Source organism: Candidatus Symbiopectobacterium sp. NZEC127 (assembly GCF_025962675.1).
Taxonomy (GTDB): Bacteria; Pseudomonadota; Gammaproteobacteria; order Enterobacterales; family Enterobacteriaceae; genus Symbiopectobacterium.
Genome location: NZ_JAGFPG010000005.1, coordinates 102,272 through 121,299 on the forward strand (window position 1 = coordinate 102,272; position 19,028 = coordinate 121,299).

21 protein-coding genes are annotated in these 19,028 nt (G+C 54.4%); 12 read left to right on the forward strand and 9 right to left on the reverse strand.

What is annotated here, in order from left to right; all coding sequences use genetic code 11:
* The first annotated feature begins 22 nt into the window (after positions 1–22).
* Positions 23–841, forward strand: a complete 819-nt coding sequence (locus J5069_RS18025; RefSeq protein WP_264645167.1) for a hypothetical protein — start codon at positions 23–25, stop codon at positions 839–841.
* 87 nt (positions 842–928) lie between these two features.
* Here J5069_RS18025 and rpoH read toward each other — a convergent pair whose 3' ends face one another.
* The 4 genes from rpoH to ftsY form a co-directional block, all read right to left on the reverse strand.
* Positions 929–1,786 carry an RNA polymerase sigma factor RpoH gene (gene rpoH, locus J5069_RS18030; RefSeq protein ID WP_264645168.1) on the reverse strand — a complete coding sequence of 286 codons (858 nt, stop codon included), beginning with the start codon at positions 1,784–1,786 and terminating at the stop codon, positions 929–931.
* Positions 1,787–2,036: 250 nt separating this feature from the next.
* Complete coding sequence (gene ftsX, locus J5069_RS18035; RefSeq protein ID WP_264645169.1) at positions 2,037–3,005, reverse strand: permease-like cell division protein FtsX; 969 nt, start codon at positions 3,003–3,005, stop codon at positions 2,037–2,039.
* The gene (ftsE, locus tag J5069_RS18040; protein ID WP_264645170.1) at positions 2,995–3,663 is read right to left on the reverse strand and encodes a cell division ATP-binding protein FtsE; all 669 of its coding nucleotides are present in this window, start codon (positions 3,661–3,663) and stop codon (positions 2,995–2,997) included. The genes ftsX and ftsE overlap by 11 nt, the downstream gene beginning before the upstream one ends.
* A gap of 43 nt (positions 3,664–3,706) precedes the next feature.
* Positions 3,707–5,098: a signal recognition particle-docking protein FtsY gene (gene ftsY / locus J5069_RS18045; protein WP_264645311.1), complete on the reverse strand. Its 1,392-nt coding sequence runs from the start codon at positions 5,096–5,098 to the stop codon at positions 3,707–3,709.
* 312 nt (positions 5,099–5,410) lie between these two features.
* Between ftsY and rsmD the strand changes: the two genes are divergently transcribed.
* Together rsmD and J5069_RS18055 are read left to right on the forward strand one after the other, a co-directional pair.
* Positions 5,411–6,028 (forward strand): 16S rRNA (guanine(966)-N(2))-methyltransferase, encoded by a 618-nt coding sequence (rsmD, locus tag J5069_RS18050; RefSeq protein ID WP_264645171.1) that lies wholly within the window; start codon positions 5,411–5,413, stop codon positions 6,026–6,028.
* Complete coding sequence (locus J5069_RS18055; RefSeq protein WP_264645172.1) at positions 6,015–6,308, forward strand: DUF1145 family protein; 294 nt, start codon at positions 6,015–6,017, stop codon at positions 6,306–6,308. Before rsmD ends, J5069_RS18055 begins: the two co-directional genes overlap by 14 nt.
* Positions 6,309–6,310: 2 nt before the next feature.
* Here J5069_RS18055 and J5069_RS18060 read toward each other — a convergent pair whose 3' ends face one another.
* Together J5069_RS18060 and J5069_RS18065 are read right to left on the reverse strand one after the other, a co-directional pair.
* Complete coding sequence (locus J5069_RS18060; protein WP_264628985.1) at positions 6,311–6,664, reverse strand: DUF2500 domain-containing protein; 354 nt, start codon at positions 6,662–6,664, stop codon at positions 6,311–6,313.
* Positions 6,664–6,984, reverse strand: coding sequence for a DUF1820 family protein (locus tag J5069_RS18065; protein WP_264645173.1), 321 nt, complete (start codon positions 6,982–6,984; stop codon positions 6,664–6,666). The genes J5069_RS18060 and J5069_RS18065 overlap by 1 nt, the downstream gene beginning before the upstream one ends.
* Positions 6,985–7,164: 180 nt before the next feature.
* Here J5069_RS18065 and J5069_RS18070 point away from each other — a divergent pair, with 180 nt between their 5' ends.
* Together J5069_RS18070 and J5069_RS18075 are read left to right on the forward strand one after the other, a co-directional pair.
* Positions 7,165–7,794 carry a lysoplasmalogenase gene (locus J5069_RS18070; RefSeq protein WP_264645174.1) on the forward strand — a complete coding sequence of 210 codons (630 nt, stop codon included), beginning with the start codon at positions 7,165–7,167 and terminating at the stop codon, positions 7,792–7,794.
* A gap of 90 nt (positions 7,795–7,884) precedes the next feature.
* Positions 7,885–10,251, forward strand: a complete 2,367-nt coding sequence (locus tag J5069_RS18075) for a zinc/cadmium/mercury/lead-transporting ATPase (RefSeq protein WP_264645312.1) — start codon at positions 7,885–7,887, stop codon at positions 10,249–10,251.
* A 10-nt stretch (positions 10,252–10,261) separates the two neighbouring features.
* On the opposite strand, the gene tusA is transcribed toward J5069_RS18075, so the two are convergent.
* Positions 10,262–10,504, reverse strand: coding sequence for a sulfurtransferase TusA (tusA, locus tag J5069_RS18080; protein ID WP_264626834.1), 243 nt, complete (start codon positions 10,502–10,504; stop codon positions 10,262–10,264).
* A 299-nt stretch (positions 10,505–10,803) separates the two neighbouring features.
* On the opposite strand from tusA, the gene J5069_RS18085 reads away from it, so the two are divergent.
* Both J5069_RS18085 and J5069_RS18090 read left to right on the forward strand, forming a co-directional pair.
* Positions 10,804–11,490, forward strand: coding sequence for a 7-cyano-7-deazaguanine/7-aminomethyl-7-deazaguanine transporter (locus J5069_RS18085; protein WP_264645175.1), 687 nt, complete (start codon positions 10,804–10,806; stop codon positions 11,488–11,490).
* 151 nt (positions 11,491–11,641) lie between these two features.
* Positions 11,642–12,208 (forward strand): DcrB family lipoprotein, encoded by a 567-nt coding sequence (locus J5069_RS18090; RefSeq protein ID WP_264645176.1) that lies wholly within the window; start codon positions 11,642–11,644, stop codon positions 12,206–12,208.
* A 41-nt stretch (positions 12,209–12,249) separates the two neighbouring features.
* On the opposite strand, the gene J5069_RS18095 is transcribed toward J5069_RS18090, so the two are convergent.
* Positions 12,250–13,791, reverse strand: coding sequence for a flavocytochrome c (locus J5069_RS18095; RefSeq protein ID WP_264645177.1), 1,542 nt, complete (start codon positions 13,789–13,791; stop codon positions 12,250–12,252).
* Between the two features lie 259 nt (positions 13,792–14,050).
* Here J5069_RS18095 and J5069_RS18100 point away from each other — a divergent pair, with 259 nt between their 5' ends.
* Together J5069_RS18100 and J5069_RS18105 are read left to right on the forward strand one after the other, a co-directional pair.
* Entirely contained in the window at positions 14,051–14,620 is a 570-nt protein-coding gene (locus tag J5069_RS18100; protein ID WP_264645178.1) for a hypothetical protein, read from the forward strand.
* Positions 14,613–14,975 carry a hypothetical protein gene (locus J5069_RS18105; protein ID WP_264645179.1) on the forward strand — a complete coding sequence of 121 codons (363 nt, stop codon included), beginning with the start codon at positions 14,613–14,615 and terminating at the stop codon, positions 14,973–14,975. The genes J5069_RS18100 and J5069_RS18105 overlap by 8 nt, the downstream gene beginning before the upstream one ends.
* A gap of 74 nt (positions 14,976–15,049) precedes the next feature.
* Here the strand turns inward: J5069_RS18105 and J5069_RS18110 are convergent, their stop codons facing one another.
* The gene (locus J5069_RS18110) at positions 15,050–16,267 is read right to left on the reverse strand and encodes an MFS transporter (RefSeq protein ID WP_264645180.1); all 1,218 of its coding nucleotides are present in this window, start codon (positions 16,265–16,267) and stop codon (positions 15,050–15,052) included.
* A 376-nt stretch (positions 16,268–16,643) separates the two neighbouring features.
* Here J5069_RS18110 and yhjD point away from each other — a divergent pair, with 376 nt between their 5' ends.
* From yhjD to J5069_RS18125, 3 genes are all read left to right on the forward strand, one after another.
* Entirely contained in the window at positions 16,644–17,624 is a 981-nt protein-coding gene (yhjD, locus tag J5069_RS18115; RefSeq protein WP_264645181.1) for an inner membrane protein YhjD, read from the forward strand.
* A gap of 18 nt (positions 17,625–17,642) precedes the next feature.
* Positions 17,643–17,846, forward strand: a complete 204-nt coding sequence (locus J5069_RS18120) for a 4-oxalocrotonate tautomerase family protein (protein ID WP_264626822.1) — start codon at positions 17,643–17,645, stop codon at positions 17,844–17,846.
* A gap of 181 nt (positions 17,847–18,027) precedes the next feature.
* On the forward strand, positions 18,028–18,960 hold the full coding sequence (locus tag J5069_RS18125) for a sugar kinase (protein ID WP_264645182.1): 933 nt from the start codon (positions 18,028–18,030) through the stop codon (positions 18,958–18,960).
* Positions 18,961–19,028 lie beyond the last annotated feature (68 nt).

A 19,028-nucleotide genomic window follows, 5' to 3' on the forward strand; every position in this document is an offset into this window, starting at 1 on the left:
CTATTAACATCAGGGAGAAACAATGAAAATAACACTATCAAATGTTTACCCATCATACTATAACCAGGAAAAATCGATTAGCAATGTATCAAAATACAATTCTGATTTACTAAAAATAGAAAATGAGATCTATCAACAAAAAGAGATTTGTGATACACGAATAAATAGATTGAATGATGAGCTCTCAGTTAAAATTGAACATTTAAAAACGCTAAACAATGCCTGGATGAGTATACCTTACAAAAAAAGACCCAAAAAAGAAGATATAGAATACTTGCAAATTCTCATTATAAAATATGCGATGAATATCATCGGAACTGGATATACGACATGGGAACGATTCAATAACGCATCGAACATATACAAAGATATACTAAACCTGATGTCATCACACCATTATATGGTCCCCCATGATGAGGCATGTAAACAACATATTGAACAAGAACACATTGAGGTAAGATGGTCGTATTGTATACAAAACTTTCTTATTCAGTTGATCTACAAAGATACACCGCTTGAAAAAAATTTTTTACCCCCCGATTTTCAATATAGTAATCAATATAACATAGGCATTACCGAACGTGTTGGTAATAGCATTACTAATGCAAGGGTGGCTGAATTTATTTTTAATGATATATTGATGCAAAGAGTTGATGAAAAAGATTACGAAATACTCGCATTGAATATAAAAAAATTAAACGACTTTTATTTTATGTATATTATGTCAAAAACGCATGATGAGTATTTTCATTTAAAGCAAGAATACCATTCAATAACAACAGAAACCGTATTATTTATACCCCAGGAAATCAAGGATGAAATCACAACTTACTCTGACTAATATTCCCCCTACTGATCCTTTACTATGCATGACAAAAAAGGCCAACATACGTTGGCCTTCTCACTATCCGAAATAAGTGCTGTTGCATCAAGCTTCAATCGCCGCCCGCAGTTTCTTCATGGCGTTTTTCTCTAACTGACGCACACGTTCTGCGGAAACGCCGTATTGATCGGCCAGTTCCTGCAAGGTGGATTTGTTGTCATCATCCAACCAGCGCGCCCGGATAATATGCTGGCTGCGTTCATCCAGCCCTTCCAACGCGTAGGCGAGCTTATCCGCAGCGTGGTTATCCCAGTTATCTTCTTCGATACCATCGGCGAAATCAGACGATTTATCCTGAAGATACAGCATGGGTGCCATCGCCTGACCATCATGCGGTTCATCATCCGGAGCCGGATCGAACGTCATGTCTTGCGCGGCCATACGCGATTCCATCTCACGCACATCTTTGCTGGTGACACCCAATTCACGGGCCACCAGTTCGACTTCGTCCTGATTAAACCAGCCCAGACGCTGTTTGGTCTTACGCAGGTTGAAGAACAGCTTGCGCTGCGCTTTAGTGGTCGCGACCTTGACGATACGCCAGTTACGCAACACATATTCGTGAATTTCGGCCTTGATCCAGTGCACGGCAAAGGACACCAGACGCACACCCATTTCCGGGTTGAAGCGGCGCACCGCTTTCATCAGGCCGATATTGCCTTCTTGAATCAGGTCTGCCTGGGGCAATCCGTAACCGGCGTAGGTGCGGGCTACGTGAATCACAAAGCGCAGGTGCGACAGGATCAGCGCTTTCGCCGATTCCAAATCGCCCTCGTAATGCAGCCGTTCAGCCAGTGCCCGCTCTTCCTCCGCCGTCAGCATCGGATAGGCGTTGGCGGCACGAATATACCCTTCCAGACTGCCCTGGGGAACTAAGGTGAAAGTTTGCATATCTTTGGTCATTCGACCCCTCTTCAATTACGCGTGACTGAATAAAATACCGCTTTACACATCACATTAAGTACAACAAAACCGATAAACCTGACTGCCGCTTCGGCACAAGAACTTTGACCATGGCGGATACCACGAGTTCCTTCGCTTCATCGACTGATCCTATTTTATCGCCTGACGGCGACAGATCAAGGCGAACCTGTCGATGATGTTGCCCAACGCTTGGCACGCCAAGGCACCAGAAAATCCTACCAGAAAAAAGTCATTCTGGTGTAAAGCGACGTAAATGTTGTACGGTTGCCAGCCATGCCGCCAACCAGCCAATCATTCCGGCAATCAACAACAGAAGCAGTGATTCGTCCCAACTGAGCCCGGTCACGGCAAAGCGTGTCCCAAATACCGTCGCGACCTGATCGACCACGGCAGAGAGCTTCCAGACCAGCGCCTGCGACAGAATCAGCGACAGCAACGCACCACCGCCGCCCAACAAGGCACCGCCGTTGAGGAACGGACGTAAAATAAACCCGTCCGTCGCCCCTATCAGCTTCATGACATTGATGGTTTCACGGCGGCTGAAAATACTCAGACGCACGCTATTACCGATGACCAGGAACACGGCAACAATCATCAGGATACCGATGGTAGCCGCCACCTGACCCACCAGTGAGGTCAGCGCCACCAGGCGGGCAAACCAGCTATCATCCATACGCACTTCACTGACGCCGTGCACCGCCGCCACGCGATCGCGCAGCGAAGTCAGCGTCTGTGAGCTTTGGAAGTTTAGCTTCGGCGTAATGATGGCAACGGCAGGCAACGGATTCTCTTCCAGCATGTCCAGCGCACCGCCGAAGCCGGACCAGTTGCGGAACTCGCCCATCGCTTCATCACGGGACAGGTAGTTGACCTTCTCCACCCCGTCCTCAGCCTGAAGGGTGTTAATCACGCCCTGCGCCGCATCATTATCCAACGCTTTATCCAGATAGACCGTCAACTGCGGCGTGGGATACCACTGCTCCGCCGCTTGACTGACGTTTTTCCACACCAGATAACAGATACTCGGCAAGGTCAGGGAGATGGCAATCACCATCACAGTCAACAACGTCGCCAGCGGCTGGCGCAGCATATCCGCCAGCGTATTATCCCAGGCATAGCGCCACTGCTCTTGCCAGCCACCGCGCAGTGCTTTTTCCTTACTCACGCGGGGCTTCGCGTTACGGGAATTAGTCGCCATAAACGCCTCCCAGCATACGTCCTTGCGACAGCGTCAGTACGCGATACTGACGGCTGGCAATCAGCGTCGTGTCGTGCGTTGCCATCAGCACCGTGACGCCAACGCGGTTAAATTCTTCAAACAGGCGCAAAATATCCTGAGACAGCGCATTGTCCAGGTTACCGGTCGGTTCATCCGCCAGCAGCACCGTCGGTTTGTTCACCACCGCGCGGGCAATGCCTACGCGCTGCTGTTCACCGCCTGACAATTGAATCGGGTAGCTCTTGGCTTTATCCAGCAAGCCCACCTTATCGAGTGCGGCAGACACGCGGCGGCGGATATCTTCACTGCTCGCCCCGGCAATAATCAGCGGCATCGCCACGTTATCGTAGACGGTACGATCCATCAGCAGATGGTGATCCTGAAAGATCATGCCGATCTGGCGGCGCAAGAAGGGCACCTCCTGCTTTTTCAAGCGGCTGATATTGTGCCCGCTAAACAAAATCTGGCCCGCGCTCGGGCGCTCTATGCCACAAATCAATTTCAGCAGGGTACTTTTCCCGGCACCGGAATGGCCCGTCAGAAACGCCATCTCCCCAGGGAGCAGATGGAAATCCACCCCCTGCAACGCCTGACGTCCACCGAGATAAGCCTTACTGACTTGTTCAAAGCGAATCATCCGTTTTCATCCTCTCGGGCAAGCTGTTCATCCTCACGAGACATCAGTCTTCGCGGGCAAAAAGCGCCTCAATAAAATCGTCAGCCTTAAAGGGACGCAAATCATCAATACCTTCCCCTACCCCAATATAGCGGATAGGAATGCCAAACTGATCGGCGATGGCGAAGATCACCCCGCCTTTCGCGGTGCCGTCCAGCTTGGTCAGGGTGATGCCGGTCAAGCCGACAGCATCGTTAAACAGTTTCGCCTGGCTGACGGCGTTTTGCCCGGTGCTGGCGTCCAGCGTCAACATGATTTCATGCGGCGCAGACTCATCCAGTTTTTTCATCACGCGGACAATTTTTTTCAATTCTTCCATCAGGTGCGCTTTGTTCTGCAAGCGCCCTGCGGTATCGGCGATCAGCACGTCAGCACCGCGCGCTTTCGCCGCCTGAATGGCATCAAAAATCACCGAAGCGGAATCCGCCCCCGTATGCTGCGCGACCACGGCCACGTTGTTGCGCTGACCCCAGACCTGCAACTGCTCCACGGCAGCGGCACGGAAGGTATCCCCGGCAGCCAGCATCACCGATTTACCCTGTGCCTGGAACTGACGCGCCAGCTTACCGATGGTGGTGGTTTTACCGACGCCGTTAACGCCCACCATCAGGATCACGTAAGGGGTATGCCCATCAACGTTGAGCGGTTCGTCCACCTTGTTAAGGATAGCGCCCATCTCTTCTTTCAGTTTCACCAACAGCGCATCGGCATCTTTCAGTTGCTTACGGCTGGCGTGCTCTGTCAGGTCGGTAATAATCTTGCGCGTGGTTTCCACGCCGACATCAGCAATCAATAATTGCTCTTCCAGTTCTTCAAACAGATCGTCGTCGATTTTCTTACCGCGAAACAATCCGATAAATCCGGAACCGAGATTTTCTCGGGTTTTTACCAGACTGCGCTTCAGTCGAGCGAAAAAGCCCTCTTTGGTCGGTCTTTCCTGCTCCTGTGCGACGGGCACTGGCTCAGCAACGTTCTCCGCTGCTTGCGTTATCTCTTGCTCATCTATCTCTTGTTCATTGCCACGGTCTTGCGGTTGCAGAACATCTTGTGGTGGCAGGCTGTGCTGCGATTCAGGAATCTCCGGCACTTCTGCACGCACTGACGATTCTGCACCCTGTGTCGTCTCAGCAGTTTCAACGATATCAGCGATGCGCGGCGATTCTGGCTGCTGTGCGACCGCTTGCTCATGCGCCTGCGCGGCGTGAACCTCAGGCTGCACATCAGGTTCGTCGTTTGGCGTCTCGGTGTGAACCTCCGAGACCACAGGCACATCACTGTCCTGAGGCTGCGCCACATCCTGCTGCTGTTCTGCCGCTTGCGGTTGCTCAGTACGTTCCTCTTCCTGACGTCCTAATCCCAGCCAGGAAAAGAAACCGCGTTTTTTCTCTTTTGTCATATCGCAATCGCGCCCCATGCAGCTGCTCACAGCAGCGCTTAAATAATTGAAGTCAATAGCCCGGTCAGGGGCGAGCCCAGAGTCTACCACTTTCCGCCCGGCAGCAACACGCACCATGGCAGGGCAGGTGGCGACAATCTCGGTAACCAAGTATGTCATCCCGATAACCGGGTAGGTCAAAACCGCGCGCCACCGCAGAGAAACCTGATATTAACATTTCTTCCCCTGCTAACCCTCGTTAGAATAGCGGTTACCTATTACCGATAGCGAATCTCAGCACCCGGCAAACCGGTGTTCTACAGTAAACAGACGATGGCAAAAAAAAATGCACCTGCACAGGCAGGCCAAATCCGCATCATTGGCGGCCAGTGGCGCGGACGAAAGCTGCCCGTGCCAGACAGCCCTGGGCTGCGTCCCACCACCGATCGCGTTCGTGAAACGCTGTTTAACTGGCTTGCGCCGGTCATTCAGCAGGCCCGTTGCCTGGATGGCTTCGCAGGCAGTGGCGCACTGGGGTTTGAAGCGCTGTCGCGCTACGCGGCACATGTCACCCTGCTGGAAAACGAACGCGGCATCGCCCGGCAACTGGAACAGAATGCGGTGCTGTTGAAAGCGAACAACGCTCGCATCATCAATACCAATACCTTGAACTGGCTGGCGCAGAGCGGTGAACCCTATGACGTGGTGTTTCTCGATCCCCCCTTTCGCCGGGATTTATTGAACCAGACGCTCAGTTTGCTGGAACAGCAGGGCTGGCTGGCACCCGAGGCGTGGATTTATGTGGAAACCGAGGCCGAAAATGGCGAGCTCGAGATCCCCGTTACCTGGACGCTACACCGCGAAAAAGTGGCAGGACAAGTGGCTTACCGGCTGTATGTCCGCCAGGCTACGCCCACACAGCATGAAGAGGCAGAAGATGATTTGGATTAACCTGGGTCGGATATTGATGATCGGTGTGTGGGGCTTTTTAATCACCAACCTGATTGCGCCCTTTCCCCGCCCGCTGAACATCTTCATGATGGTCGCAATGGGGTTTACGCTGTTGATGCACGGTTTTCAGGTGCTGTTGTTACGCGCCAGCCACGGTAAAGAACAGGGGCCACTGAGCCGCGCGTTGGAAGCACGTATTTTTCTGTTCGGCGTATTTGAACTGCTGGCGTGGCAAAAAAAGATGAAAGGTGTCCAGCCCACTAGCGGGACAAAAAAATAGTCCTATGCGGGTACGAAGGACACAAAGCGTGAGCCCTGTACCTGCAACCTGCCCGTCATACCCAACGCCAGCGCCTGATACTGGGCCTCGCTCAAGTAGCAGGTGATATTTTCTCCTGCGGGCAATAGCCTAAATGTCGCCTGATAGCGCACCGGAAGATCGGGATTCATCGGTTGCGCGCGCGTGGGGCGAGCCAGCGCTATGGCGCGCAGCGCGACGAGCTCGGCCTCTACCGTGCGCAGTGGCGCGGCATCGTCCGCTGCGCGCTGGCGTCGTTGCCGCAGGAACTGCCGCCACCCGAGAAACAGGATCAGGCTGACAACCAAAGACCACCAGTGGGATATTTCCCACGACATCAGGGCTTTTTCCCAGGAAGGAAAGGGAAAGCGGTGACATTATCACCCAGCTCGGAAATACGGGCCGCCCCTTTCTCCGTCACGGCATCAATGCGGATCACCGCTTGCAGCGGAATAAAGCTGCGATTCACGCCGGAAAACTCGGTTTTCAGCTTCTCGGTAGAAGGGTCCACCAGCAGGGTGGAGGGGCTGTCAAAAACGAAATCCGCAATCTCGATAAAACCAAACAGACTGCTTTGCACCAGCTCCCGCACGTAAAGCTGATAATTTTTGCCGTTATTCATAAATTGAATCCGGTAGAGCGCTGACTCATTGCTCATGCAAAAACCGTCCCCCTTCAGTGGTATCGCGAAGATATATATACAAAAAAACGATCATTATTGCCGCCAACATAGCATGAAGCGCGTCACTTCGCACTTGTCACACGGCGTGTTGTTCATCCCGCGTGCAATCTCCTACACTCAATGATGAAAAACCCAATAAGGTGATGAGGATACGCTATGCTCTGGTCGTTTATTGCCGTTCTGTTTTCAGGCTGGCTCTACGTCGATGCCAGCTACCGGGGGCCTGGCTGGCAACGCTGGCTGTTCAAGCCCATTACCATCGCGCTGCTGCTCGCACTGGCCTGGCAAACGCCGCTGATGAGCGTTACCGGTTACTTTATCGTGCTCGGCCTGTTGGCAACGTTAGCCGCAGATATCCTGTTGTTGCTGCCCATACAGCGCATGCTGTTTGCCATCGGTGCCTATTCCGCCTGCCACCTGCTCTACACCATCGGGTTTCTGGTGGCACAAACCTCACTCACGTTTTTCTGGCCGTTACCGCTGTTGCTGCTGGTGATTATCGCGCTACTGCTCGCCATCCTGTGGTCACGGCTCGACACCCTACGCTGGCCGGTCGTGGCATTTGTCGCAATGAATGCGGTCATGGTGTGGGTTGCCGGGGAACAGTACTTTGCGCTCGGCAGCAGTAATAACCTCTCCTGGTTTGCGGGCAGCCTGCTGTTATTTATCGCCCACGGCGTCTGGCTGATTCACCATTACCGTTTTCCGTTTCGCGCCCATCAGGCGATTGTGGCTGCCGGCTATTTCGCGGGCCATTTTCTGATCGTGCGGGCGCTCTATTTTTAATCAGCGCGGAGCGTCAAAAGCGCTGTGCAGCCACTGGCAGCAGTGATAAAGTCGTGGATGAGAACCACTATCATCAAACAGGAGAGCATGATGCATTCTCATCACCAGACTCACCATGGACATAGTCACCACGACCATGGTGCCAACGCGTGCTGCCAGCGCCATACACAACACAGCAGCCACGCCGATCGCAGCTGCTGCGCGGTTAAACACAGCGCCACAACCCTCTCTGCATGCGGCACTTCACCCAACGCGGAACACAGCGCGTCTGACGGCGGAGAGAGCGGCGATTCCGGCGACCCCGACGGCAGCGACAGTGATGCCCCACCCGCTTCTGGCGTGCGCTTCAGCTGGATTATCCGTGGGATGGATTGTCCCAGTTGCGCCAAAAAAATCGAAAACGCCATCACCCCACTTCCCGGCGTTATTCAGGCAAGCGTTCGCTTCGCCACCGAAAAACTGATTGTTGATGCGCAATCCGATATTCGCACACAGATTCAACGCGCCGTTGAGCATGCTGGGTTTACCTGGCAAGATACGTCTCCTGGCATAACAGCCCCAATATCATCCGCCCCTGCCGAACCCCCTTTACGCCGTATCCTGCGTGAACACGGTTTTCTCATTCTGTTTGCTGTGTTAACCGCCGCCAGCGGGGTACTTTCGCTGTTTTCGCCACGCGCTTCAGAAATTGCCTTTATCGCCACCACGCTGCTGGGGCTGATACCGCTGCTCTCACAGGCGATTAAACTGATTCGCAGCGGCACGCCCTTTGCCATCGAAACGCTGATGAGCGTCGCCGCGCTGGGCGCCTTGTTGATTGGTGCCACCAGCGAAGCCACCATGGTCATTTTGCTGTTTATGTTGGGCGAGCGCCTGGAAGCCTACGCCGCACAGCGCGCCCGCCGCGGCGTCAGCGCGTTGATGGCGTTGATGCCAGAAACCGCAACGGTAATCCGTGCAGGCCAGCGTACTCAGGTCAGCATTGCGGCACTGCGCCCCGGCGATGTGATCGAAGTGGCACCGGGCAGCCGATTGCCCGCTGATGGCGAACTGCTGGTTCCCCATGCCAGCTTCGATGAAAGCGCGCTGACCGGGGAATCCCTTCCGGTAGAGCGCGAGCAGGGCGACAAGGTGTCGGCAGGCAGCCTGAGTGTCGATCGCCTGATACAGCTGCGTGTAATGTCCGAACCGGGCAACAGCGCCATCGACCGTATTTTGCATTTGATTGAAGAGGCTGAGAGCCATCGTGCGCCGATAGAGCGTTTTCTCGATCGCTTTAGCCGCTATTACACCCCGGCCATCATGCTGCTCGCGGCAGCGACCATTGTGGTGCCGCCACTGTTGTTCGGCGCGCCGTGGCAAGAGTGGATTTATCGTGGCCTGACGCTGTTGCTGATCGGCTGCCCCTGTGCGCTGGTGATCTCTACCCCGGCGGCCATCACCTCCGGCCTTGCCGCCGCTGCCCGGCGCGGTGCGCTGATCAAAGGCGGCGCGGCGCTGGAAATTCTGGGCACCATCAATACTATCGCCTTCGACAAAACTGGCACCCTGACACAGGGAAAACCTCAGGTGATGGATGCGATACCCGCGCAGGGCGTAAGCACGGCAGCGCTGCTGGCACGCGCTGCGGCGATCGAAGCGGGTTCACACCATCCGCTGGCGAAAGCGATTGTCCAGCATGCCCGCACGGTTGCGCCGATGCTGCCAGTGGCAACGGCACAGCGTGCACTGGCCGGCGTGGGGGTTGAGGGCGTCATCGCAGGCAAAACCATCAGCGTCAAAGCCCCCGCCAAAATCTCGCCCGATGCGCTCGACGCTGACTGGCGTGATCGCATTCATGCACTGGAGAGCGAGGGAAAAACCGTGGTGGTGGTACAGGAAGAAGCGCACATCATTGGCTTGCTGGCGCTGCGTGACACCTTGCGCGCGGATACGCCGCAAGCGATTGAGGCACTGCGCACACTGGGAATTCGCTGCACCATGCTCACTGGTGATAACCCGCGTTCGGCGGCAGCCATCGCGGCGACGCTGGGCATTGACTATAAAGCAGGGCTGCTGCCCGCTGACAAAGTGGATGCCGTGCGCGAGATGAACCAGATCCACCCGACGGCGATGGTGGGCGATGGCATTAACGATGCACCGGCGATGAAATCGGCGGCTATCGGCATTGCCATGGCCGGTGGCAGCGACGTGGCGCTGGAAACTGCCGATGCGGCGCTCACGCATAATCGGCTAAGCGAACTGGCGGGCATGATTCGGCTCTCGCGCGCCACGCGCAACAATATCCGGCAAAACATCACCCTGGCGCTGGGGCTGAAAGCCATTTTTCTGGTGACCAGCCTGCTGGGGATCACCGGGTTGTGGCTCGCCGTGCTGGCTGATTCCGGTGCCACGGCGCTGGTGACCGCCAACGCGCTGCGGTTATTGCGACGAGAAAAAACGCAAGACGCCGGATAACGTCAAAAGGCTACTTCTTGCGCAGGAGGTAGCGGTACGGCAGTGATGCCGTCTCCTGTGCCAGAAGCTCGTGTTCCATATAGACGCAAAAACCCGGTATATCGCGCGTGGTTGCCGGGTCATCTGCCAGAATGAGTAACGTCTGCCCGGTCTCCATCTGACGCACGGTTTTACGCACCATCATCACCGGTTCCGGGCAGCGCAGCCCCTGTGCATCGAGGGTTTTATCCGGGTTGGTGAAGGTGTCGGTCATCATTATTCTCGGCAGTGGCATAAGGGCATAGATAACGACCGCCCGGTGTGGCAGCCGTCAAAACCGCCCTAGTTTACGCCGCAGATTTTCCTGCGCAACCTACGATATCGATTGCGCATAAATTCGCCATTGCAATCCCTGCCTAACAGCGTATCATGCCGCGCGCTGCTCCCGTGTCAGTCGCATTGATCCCTGTATCGGTCGCATTGAATAAGCAGCGTGAATTACGTGCCATAATGTCATTGTTAACGGCACAACTTGGGTTCCCTCACCCCAATCACTAAAAAGGTCACATTGCCATGTTTCATTTTACCGCCCAGCAGCGGCTTCGTGCGCTTGTCTGGCTGTCGTTGTTTCACATACTGATCATTACATCCAGTAATTATCTGGTGCAGTTGCCGATCTCCATCTTTGGGTTCCATACCACCTGGGGCGCATTCACCTTCCCGTTTATCTTTCTGGCTACCGATCTGACCGTGCGTATCTTTGGCGCACCGCTGGCGCGTCGCATTATTTTGACGGTGATGGTGCCCGCGCTGGTGATTTCCTATGTGGGATCCGCGCTGTTTTATCAGGGAGAATGGCAGGGGTTCAGTGCGCTCTCCAGCGTCAATGCCGTGGTTGCGCGTATCGCGTGCGCCAGCTTTATGGCCTACGTGCTAGGGCAAATTCTGGATGTGCATGTGTTTAACCGACTGCGCCAGCGCAAGGCCTGGTGGGTCGCACCCACGGTCTCCACGCTGTTTGGTAATTTAAGCGATACGCTGGCCTTCTTCTTCATTGCCTTCTATCGCAGCACCGATGCTTTTATGGCGGCCAACTGGGTGGAGATCGCCTTGGTCGATTACACCTTCAAATTGCTGATTAGCCTGTTGTTCTTCCTGCCAATGTACGGTGTGATGCTCAATATGCTGCTCAAGCGTTTGAGTGAATCCCACAGTCATCCCGCATTGCGCGAGCCGCCCTCGGCTGAACAATGGCGCTGATGGCTGACAACCCATCCCCCGCGTGTGGATGGGTTATCTCAGGAACCGTCCTAAATAGGTTTTGTGACAACAAAACGCTTGAGTTTCCCCAGTGAATAGGGTGCGATATAGCGGTTTACCCGTGCATGCCTGATAAAAGAGAAGAACGCTTATGCCGAAGCTAGTGAAATATCTTGGAATTACGTTGCTTGCCGCACTATTAGCCGCCTGCGACGGTAAGAAAGACGACAATGCGGGCCACGCCGGACACGATGCTCCGGCCGCGCAAACCGCCAGTCAAACCATCTCGCTGCTGTCTGGCAACATCACGTTCACGCTGCCTGCGGATATGCATGATCAAAGTGGAAAAGTGGGTTCGCAAGCCAACAACATGCATGTCTACGCCAACGATAACGGCCAGCGTGCGGTGATTGTCATTCTCGGCGACAGCAGCAACGAAACCCTGCCGGTTTTGACGCAGCGCCTTGAAGATCAGCAGCGCGCCCGCGATGCCAACTTGCAGGTTGTGACCAACAAATCCATTGAGATTAACGGCCATGCGCTGCAACAGCTCGATAGCATCTCCAACAGTGGCAGCGGCAAGCAGGTTTACTCTTCCGTGCTGCTGGGGAATGTGGCAAACCAACTGTTGACGCTGCAAATCACGCTGCCTGCCGATAACCAGCAAGCGGCGCAAACCGAAGCCGAAAGCATCATTCGCACGCTGACGTTGAAGTAATTATTCTGAGGCCGCTGACGCGGCCTCTCTCCTTATTATGTTCAGCTCGCCTTAACCACGTTTTTACCCGCAATACGCCCAAATACGATGCAATCCGTCATGGCTACGCTGCCCAGACGCACCGCGCCATGCACCCCGCCAGCGGCCTCCCCGGCGGCATACAACCCGGCGATCGGCTTCAAATCAAAACCAATCACCTGCGCGTCTTTATTGATCGCCAAGCCACCCATGGTGTGGTGAACCCGCGGCCAGAGGCGCGCCACATAGTAAGGCGGCGTGATATTGGGCGAAGCATCTTTGAAAATCATACAACCCAGGTCAGGATCGTTTTCCAGGTGCTGATCCACATAGCCGTTCCAGCGCTTCACCTGTTCAACAAAGGCCGCCACCGGCATACCGTAAGCCTGTGCCACCTCTTCCAGCGTATTATAGGTTTTGAGCGAGCCATTTTTCAGCGCGCCGTTCATCTGCCCTTCATCGACCATTTTCAGCGTGTTGGTTTTGTCCGCGATAATCACCGCCGGATGCCCCAGTTGAATAATGGCATCAGCGCGCTCTTTACGGTTGCCGGTTTCTTTAAAGAAGCGCTTGCCGCTGGCAGGATCGACCATCAGGCCATACCCCACCACCCGTTCAACAAACTGCGGAATATAGCCGAAACCCTGCTCATCCGGGCTTGTCCAGGGACCGAGTTGGATCCAATCCATCTGCGTCGCCAGAGCACCAATCATGCTGGCCGCCATCAGCGCTTCTCCTGTCGCGCCCGGTTGGTTGGTGGAGGTGAACGCATCCGTCAGGCGCGGATCGTACATTTGCCGTAAGGCGACCCCTTGCGAGAAGCCGCCGGATGCCAGTACCACCCCTTTGGTTGCACGGATAAACGCCACAGAGCCGGAAGCATCATCGGGGAACTTATAACCACGCCGCACTTCTGCTCCGAGCACGCGGCCTTCGCTATCAATAATCAACCGTTCCAGCTTGGTACGCTGCTCGATCACCACACCCAGCTCTTTGGCTTTCTGGTACTGTTTCACCACCAGCCCGGAACCGGAACGTTGCTTCAGTTGGTGAGCGCGTTTCACTGAATGCCCACCGTGATAATTGACCCGGTCAAACTCAGCCCCGAGGCTTTTGGCCCACTCCAGCGCCTCCACCGAGTGATCGGCGACGGTGCGCGCCAGTTCGGGATAGTTCAGCCAGTTACCCGCTTTCATCATGTCCTGATACATCAGCTCCGGGGAATCCTTGATGCCCAGCGTCTGCTGCATGCTGGAGCCTGCCGCTGACAGATCGCCGCCGTTGAGTATCGAGTTTCCGCCAAACAGCGGCATTTTCTCGATAATCAGCACATTCGCCTTAGCGTTACGCGCTTCAATGGCGGCGGCTAATCCGGCGAAGCCAGTGCCAATAATCAGCACATCCACCGTGGTATCCCAGTTCTGCGGCACCGGCGTGGGGGGCGCTACCGCCGCCGCAGGGCGAGACAGCGCCATGCCGCCCAATGCGCCCATCATGATACCGGTAGATTTAAGGAAATGACGGCGCCCCTGGGGATTTGGGTCTTGCTTGGTGTTTTTACTCATAAGATTATCTCCATGTTCAGAAACATCGAATCGAGCTGAGAAAAAATCCAGTGCAATCAGTAGATAACGAAAATTGGCGTGGTGCAGCGCGCAGGCAAAACGCGATGCGCGCTCGCACCTTGAGTCGGCGACGATGGCCTATTTCACCATGAAAAGTAAGGGATTAAACGTGAGGCTTCGCCCAATGTAGGGAATCGGTGTCATAAAGAAAAAAGCAATTCATCCGATAACGCCTAAAACTCAACTTCAAGGAAGAAAAATGATAAAAATCTATTCTGTTCTTATGCTTACGCTCTGTCTTTGTCTAACGGGATGCCGATCTTTTGGGGAATTAGGCGCACGCGCGCAAGACCCCGTTGTCTACAGCAATCCGACTGACGCCAGTGAACACATAGCGAGAATTCGGTTTGTCGGTAATGTCACCGGCACCTCCATCCTGCAAAAAAGTAACCCAGGGCTGAAAAATCACTACCTTGTGCCACATACCATGTTGGGTTTCTATAACGAGACGCGGGATATAGGCATACCAAAGTTGACTTATCGTCCACAGGACTATAAAGGCTACTACTTCGAAATAAAGATCAGATCTGAACCGACCATCGTTAATATTTCCACTGATGCCGGTCCCCACGGTTACTGCGTGACATCCTTTCTTATCACTCCAGAAGCAGGGAAAGATTACGATCTGAATTACGACCAGAAAGAAAACAGTAAAATATGCGTTTTGCACTTTAACGAAATTGTCCGCGACCCTACGACAAGCGTGACCGTGTTAAAACCCGCACCTTATCAGGTCAAAAAGAAATATGGTCAGGGCTTCGATGACTAGTGTACGCAAAGCCACCTATCTCCTTTCTATGGTGTTGTCAGTATCGGGGTGTGTTCTGGACAGCGTACGGTCGCATTCAACCGCGTTAGAAGATGTTGATAACGACAATCTGCACACCTTGTTTATCAACGGGAAAACCACTAAGCGCGACGTATTAACAAAGCTCGGTCCCCCCATCAACAATCAGGGCGATATCGCGACGCCGCTATGGTTGTACCATTACCGGCACGAAAAAAAGCCGCTCTTTCTGCCGAAAGTGGGCCCACTAGCGGGCCAGGACAAAATGCTATCACTGCGATTTGATGAGAAAGGCGTATTGGTAGATGCGGTTTTGATTGATAAAGCCGCTAACTAGCCATCTCGGCGTCACACCGGTTCATGGTTGAATCGGTGTGACGGTTGGAGCATACCGGCGCGGTGGATAAACACTTATTGCCGCGACGAGAGGGTGTCTTCCTGCGCCAACGTAATGCCACGGCGACTCAGACGCAGCGTCATCAGCAAACCGACGCTCACCAATACCGCCGCCGCCAGATAAATCGCCCCTACGCCGGTGTAACCCATCATTACCCCTGCCAGCGGACCGACCAATCCGAGGGACAAATCGAGAAACAGCGTGTAGGTTGCCAGTGCACTGCCCTGATTTTGCGGCGCGACCACTTTGACCGCCAGTACGCCCAGCGAGGGGAACACCAGCGAGAAACCAGCACCGGCCAGAAAAGCACCCAGTTCCGCCATCAGCGGCAGCGCGGCGCTCCAGATTAACAGCAGCCCGGTAATCTCCACCGTAAAACAGACGATAGCCACGCGCAGCCCGCCAAAACGGTTAATGCTGTTAGGGAATAACAGACGCACGCCAACAAAGGCGCAACTGAAAATGGTCAGGGTAAGCGCAGCCCCTTCCCAGTGGCGATCGGCATAGAACAGGGTGATAAACGTGGCGATCACGCCAAACCCGACGGATGCCAACGCCAGCACAATACCGTAGACCCATACTTTGCCCAGCACTTCACGAAACGGCAGTTTCTTGCCCGGCGTCACTTTCGCCGCCTCACGCGGCAGCGCAAGCAGCACGAACAATACGGCAATGGCGATGACGGTATACGACACCAGTTTTAACCCACCGATGTGATTGATCCATACCCCGAGCGGTGCGCCGATCGCCATCGCGCCATACGTCGCCACGCCATTCCAAGAGATCACCCGCCCGATATGCCGTGACCCCACCACGCCCACGCCCCACAGCGTCGCGCCGGTGCCAGCAAAACTTTGCCCCGCGCCCAGAATCAGGCGGCCGATGCACAGCAGCGTCAACGCCACGATGGGTGAACTGTCGTTCCAGGCCGCCAGCGCATAAAACACCCCGCTGACCACGGCACCGCATAGCCCCAGCACCACCACTTTCTTCGGCCCTTTCTCATCCGCGATACGCCCGGATTGCGGTCGACTCAACAGCGTGGTGAAGTACTGCAAACTGATCACCAACCCCGCCCAAAAGGCGCTAAACCCCAGATGTTCATGCACATAGCCCGGCAATACCGCAAGCGGCAGCCCAATGGTCAGGTAATTGGCAAAGTTGAACATCACCACGGAAAAAATACGCAAATTAAGGCGCAGCGCGCTTGGCGCAGACTCTGAAGCAGGCATGAAAGGTTTTACTCGATTAACGGCGTGGCAGCATCAGCGCAATAGCGCCAACCAAACAGACCTCAAGCGGTCTTTAACGAGTATAAACAAGCGTCAACACGCTTTCATCGTAAATGTGCGCCATATCATCACTTGCGTGATTATTTAGTTCAAAATTTTATACATACCGAATTAAGGCGCAGGTCGTCCTGATTTTTTTCTCTGCACGTTTTTATCCTCCGGCTTGAACATCATGCATATCAAAGACACAAAGAACGCCTTCCTCTGCCGATTGTTGGTTATAATCAATCCATCGCTGTACGACGTCTACGGTTAAATTTGTTTATATAACCCGTTGATTGCAGGCGTCGGCTTTTCATTGAACAGGAGGAAATGGATGCCCGCACCGGTCGATCCGCATCGTTCAACATCCACCGCCTCATCAGCACAGCAGGCGGCTTCTTCATGGCTTTCACGCGGTAAGCGTATTGCACAACGCGTTCAGGCTATCCCCAGCATCGCGCACCTGATTCGCGCCGGGGAGCGCTTCAACGATCGGATGGGAAACCAGTTTGGCGCCGCCATCACCTACTTTTCCTTTCTGTCGCTGATCCCGATTTTGATGGTCTCCTTCGCTACCGTCGGTTTTGTGCTCGCCTCTAACCCCGATATGCTGACGCAGTTAATCGACCGCATCGTCAACAGCATCAGCGACCCCAACCTGGCGCTGACGTTAAAAAACACGGTAAAGACCGCCGTTGAACAGCGCACCACCGTCGGTATTACCGGGCTGCTGATCGCGCTCTATTCCGGTATCAGTTGGATGGGCAATTTGCGTGAAGCGATCCGCGCCCAATCCCGTGATGTATGGGAACGTAACCCGCACGAAGAGGAAAAAATCTATTTTCAGTACGTGCGGGATTTCCTCTCCCTGATAGGGCTACTGATCGCGTTAACCATCACGCTGTTTCTCACTTCGGCGGCGGGCACGGCACAAAGCGCCATCGTTTCTGCGCTGGGACTGGAGGGCATCGAATGGCTGCGGCCCCTGCTACGCGTGATAACACTCACCATCTCCATTTCCGCTAACTATTTGGTATTTCTTTGGATTTTCATGATATTACCGCGCCATAAGCCCAAGCATAAAGCGCTGCTGCGCGGCACACTGCTTGCCGCCGTGGGGTTTGAAGCCATCAAATTCGCCATGACGGTCGCGTTGCCAAAACTCGCCAGCACCCCGTCCGGTGCCGCTTTCGGCTCGGTGATTGGCCTGATGGCCTTCTTCTACTTCTTTGCTCGCCTCACGCTGTTTTGTGCGGCATGGATTGCAACGGCGAACTATAAAGGCGATAAATCAGCAGATGACACACCACGATAACCATTAACGGGAGATCCCATGCCATTTGTTAACATCAAAATCACGCGCGATGGCGCCACCACAGAGCAAAAGCGCCAGTTGATTGCGGGCGTCACCCAACTGCTGGTCGACGTCATGGGTAAAAATCCAGCCACCACCACCGTTATCATTGATGAAGTGGATACCGACAACTGGGGACTGGGCGGCGAAAGCGTCACCGAATTACGCAAGCCGAAGTCCTGATATTTCGCGCGTTGAGCACCAGAAGGATCGGGAGTGGTCAATTTTCCCGATCCAGGTCATGAAAAAATAAAACATCGTTTTAAGACTATTGACTCAATGCGCGCGAACGTTGAGACTGAAGCCCATTGCTCTGTTTTTTTCATGACCTTTTTCTTCACTTTTTCGAACGGGCCAGCTTCTGATGACCACTAAAAACATTGCCGTGATTGGCGAATGCATGATTGAACTGTCGCAAAAGGGCGCGGATCTCAACCGCGGCTTCGGTGGCGACACCCTGAACACCGCCGTGTATGTCGCTCGCCAGGTGAATACCGACGCTCTGGGCGTCCACTACGTGACCGCACTGGGCACGGACAGCTTCAGCACGGAAATGATGACGGCCTGGGAAAAAGAAAAGGTTGGTACATCGTTGATTCAGCGTCTGGACAACAAGCTGCCAGGCCTGTACTTCATTGAAACCGACGATACCGGTGAGCGCACCTTCTACTACTGGCGTAATGACGCCGCCGCGCGTTTCTGGCTGGATGGCAAAGATGCCGATGCCATCTGCACGCGTTTGGCTACTTTTGACTATCTCTACCTGAGCGGTATCAGCGTGGCGATTCTTAACCCCGCCAGCCGCCAGCGTTTGCTGACGTTGCTGCGCGCCTGCCGTGCCAACGGTGGCAAGGTTATTTTCGACAACAACTACCGTCCACGCCTGTGGCAAAGCAAAGAAGAGACACAGCAAGCCTACAGTGACATCCTCGCGTGCACCGATATCGCCTTCCTGACGCTGGATGACGAAGATATGCTGTGGGGCGAACAGCCGGTAGATGCCGTGCTGGCACGCACGCACGGTTTCGGTGTGTCTGAAGTGGTGATTAAACGCGGCGCAGATTCCTGCCTGATTTCTGAAAACGGCCAGCCGCTGGTGGATGTTCCGGCGGTGAAACTGCCGAAAGAGCGCGTAGTGGATACCACTGCGGCGGGCGATTCTTTTAGCGCGGGCTATCTGTCAGTGCGCCTGTGTGGCGGATCGACGGAAGCAGCGGCCAAACGCGGCCACCTGACTGCCAGCACGGTGATTCAATACCGTGGTGCCATTATCCCGCAAGACGCCATGCCTGCCTGATAACACCGCGAGAAACAGCGAAAAAGGGAAGCCAGACGGCTTCCCTTTTTATTGGGCGACGCAACCAC